Source organism: Vibrio fujianensis (assembly GCF_002749895.1).
Taxonomy (GTDB): domain Bacteria; phylum Pseudomonadota; class Gammaproteobacteria; order Enterobacterales; family Vibrionaceae; genus Vibrio; species Vibrio fujianensis.
Map to the genome: position 1 here is coordinate 120,113 of NZ_NBUS01000040.1, position 3,058 is coordinate 123,170.

The following is a 3,058-nucleotide window of genomic DNA, read 5'->3' on the forward strand; positions in this document are numbered from 1 at the left end:
TGGCGTTATCGGTGGTATAAGCTGGGCCTTTATACGGTTCACCATTTTCATCAATTCCCGTTCCATCGCACTGACCTGGCCGCATAAAGCTACCACAATAAAGAGCCGTTTGATGGCCTAATACGTTATTCCACCCTCCATAAAAGTCGTAACTCATGGCAAAGAGATGATCCATATACTGGGTGGCTTGTCCATAATCAACATCTTCGAGTTTGTCGTGGCCGACACCAATTGCAGAAGTAAGTTGATAGGTTCGTCCGGTTTCTGCCTCTAATTCATCCAGCATCACTCGTAACTCTTGCATCAGCGCGATATATGCTGGGCCATCATGAATGGGGTCACCAAGATCGGAAGCTGCCCCACCGCCGCCTGGAAATTCCCAATCAATATCAACACCATCGAAAAACTTCCAAGTTTGTAAGAAACGCTTAACCGAAGCGACAAAAGTGTCGCGGTTGGCTTTGGTAGTAAAATCATAGAAAGGATCAGACAAGGTCCAACCGCCAACTGACGGTAAAATCTTCAAATCAGGATAACGCTGCTTAAGTGCCATTAACATCGCATAGTTGCCTTTGATCGGCGAACTGTATTGATGACCGGCTTGAGGAAAGCTTTTCTGATAAGCCGCCCACGGATCATGAATCACCACTTCATAATCTGGAACGCCCTGACAAGCGGTCATCAAGGCATTGTAACTATTACCTCCCACCGATTTCACCGATTCATTCGGGCCACAAATAGGAATAAAACCGTATAAAATATGCGTTAAGTTCTGCGCTGGAATATTATCTACCGTATAGTTACGCCCATAAATCCCCCATTCGACAAAATAGGTTCCCACAACGGTATTGGGCTCTAAAGGATAACTTTTATTATTAGGATCCACATTCATCGACAAGGGAGTGAGATGCGAACCATCAGTATCCGCGATAACCAGTTCGACGGGAGCACTTGTGCTGCATGAATTGTCATCACATGCTGCAATTTCCAACTGGTAACGCCCACCTTTCTCATACGTAAAGCGAGCCGTCGTTTGACTTCCTGTGATGGCACCAGAAGCAACCTCTAAGCCATCAAAGTATATTTTATAAGTATCGCCGGTTTCACCGCTCCATTGGTTAAAGGTAAGGTTTATCGGAGCTTGATCATGATATTTCACCATCTGCTTGTAACCGGCAGTGGTTTCCATCGCGAGTTCTATTTTCGAAAATTGTAGGTTGTTCGAGCCATAAATATCAATGCTCGGGGCTGCAGGCGCTGCCATTACTGCTCCCGAAAGCGCTAACGTAATGCTCGCAGCACACAGAGTTATACGGTTCATAGTGATCTCTCTTCCTTGTTATCCAATTGCACTCAAAATGCGTCATAACTGCTCTTTTATAATTAAAAAAAGCATCAAGAAAGAGTATTTGACAACCACGCGAATTTTGAAAATTTCGTGCTAGAGTTTACGAGTGACTACGACCATTGCACAGGGAAAATTCAAGCCATTGCATGACAAATTCAACCTTGAGCCAAGAAACGGAAAATATCCTTAAACAAAATAGAGAAATAACGCTCTTCGACTATCCCACCAATCAAAGGCTATCTTAAACAATGAAATTTTAATGACCAAGCAAGACCTTCCGGCGATAAGCGCTTGATTTTCTCACCGACAATCGGCAACCTCGTGATTGATAATGCGTAAGCGGTTAAAAGGATAACCCTGATGAATAAAATGAAATCTTTATCATGCATTATGGCGATGCTACTTAGTGCTTCAGCCATGGCAAAAGTCACGATAGAAATTCCAGATACCATCGATCTACTGGTTGTAAATGGAGAGAAGCCACAGGTTTCTGGTGGTTTTTTTTCTGCCAATAAAACGATTAACTTAGAAGATGGCGAGCAACAAATTGTTTTTCGTTACCAGCCCTATTTCACTCAAGGAAGTGATCGCATTCGGGTTGAAAGTGATGTCATTGTGGCCGCGTTTCAAGCTCAAGAGCAAACGTTAACTTTCGAGATGCCTCAATATCGCAATGCGCTTGATGCTGAAAAAAATATTAAATCCATGGCCTGGTCATTACTTGATGAACACCATACGGCCATTCCGCTACGTCAAGATCGTTTAATTAAACCGGGAATGCAAATTGGACGAGATTACCCACAAGAGATCTTTAAGTATAATTTGGAAGGTGGCCCAGCTGCGATTGCGATGGTATCAACGCTTCCTCCCACAACAACAGCAAACCTTGATCATCCGACAGAGACGACTGCTGAAGAAATGCTGCACTTTTGGTATAACAAAGCCGATACCGCAACAAAAGCACGCTTTAAAGCCTTTATCATGAATAATCAATAATATGAATCCCCCATCAACACCAAGCGCTAACTTGCATCAGGCCATGTGTTGATGGGGGATCACATTCACTTCTTGAAACTTAGTTCCAGAATAACATTGCAACTACTGATAAAATCGCAATACAGGCAATATTGAGTACCATTCCAACCCGCATCATTTCATTTTGCTTAATATGGCCCGTCGCAAATACGATCGCATTCGGTGGTGTCGCAACAGGAAGCATAAAGGCACAAGAAGCCGCAACGGCAATCAATACCGAAAGAATGATCGGCGAAACACCTAGTACTTCGGCAATGCCAGCAAATACAGGAATAAGCAAAGCGGCACTCGCGGTATTACTCGCAAATTCGGTCAAAAACACCACAAAAGCGGCAATTGCAATAATAATAAAGAGGATATTTAGCTCTGAAATCAGCGCACTCAGCTCATGGGCAAGGAAAAGACTGGTGCCTGTTTGGCGGAGAATATTACTTAAGCAGATACCACCACCAAAGAGCAGCAAGACTCCCCAATCTGCTGTTTTTTCAATATCTTTCCAATGAACCACTCGAGCGATGCTAACTAAAACGATCGCACCAAGCGCAATGATGGTATCAAAGCTTTTAAAGCCACCAAGCATCGCATTAATCGGTTTACTGAAAATCCACAAAGCGACGGTGAGGGCAAATATGGCTAAAGTGACCACTTTACCTTTATCCCAATCCACCACATCGT

General features: G+C 43.5%; 3 protein-coding genes. 1 reads left to right on the plus strand and 2 read right to left on the minus strand.

Features of this window, described 5'->3' with window-relative positions:
- Positions 1-1,321 (minus strand): chitinase N-terminal domain-containing protein (locus B7C60_RS18095; RefSeq protein ID WP_245868708.1); only part of this gene is annotated, 1,321 nt, incomplete at its 3' end.
- Between the two features lie 387 nt (positions 1,322-1,708).
- Here B7C60_RS18095 and B7C60_RS06475 point away from each other — a divergent pair.
- Positions 1,709-2,344: a DUF2057 family protein gene (locus tag B7C60_RS06475; protein WP_099610953.1), complete on the plus strand. Its 636-nt coding sequence runs from the start codon at positions 1,709-1,711 to the stop codon at positions 2,342-2,344.
- A 79-nt stretch (positions 2,345-2,423) separates the two neighbouring features.
- Here B7C60_RS06475 and B7C60_RS18100 read toward each other — a convergent pair.
- The coding region (locus B7C60_RS18100; RefSeq protein ID WP_245868710.1) for an SLC13 family permease at positions 2,424-3,058 on the minus strand (635 nt) is incomplete at its 5' end.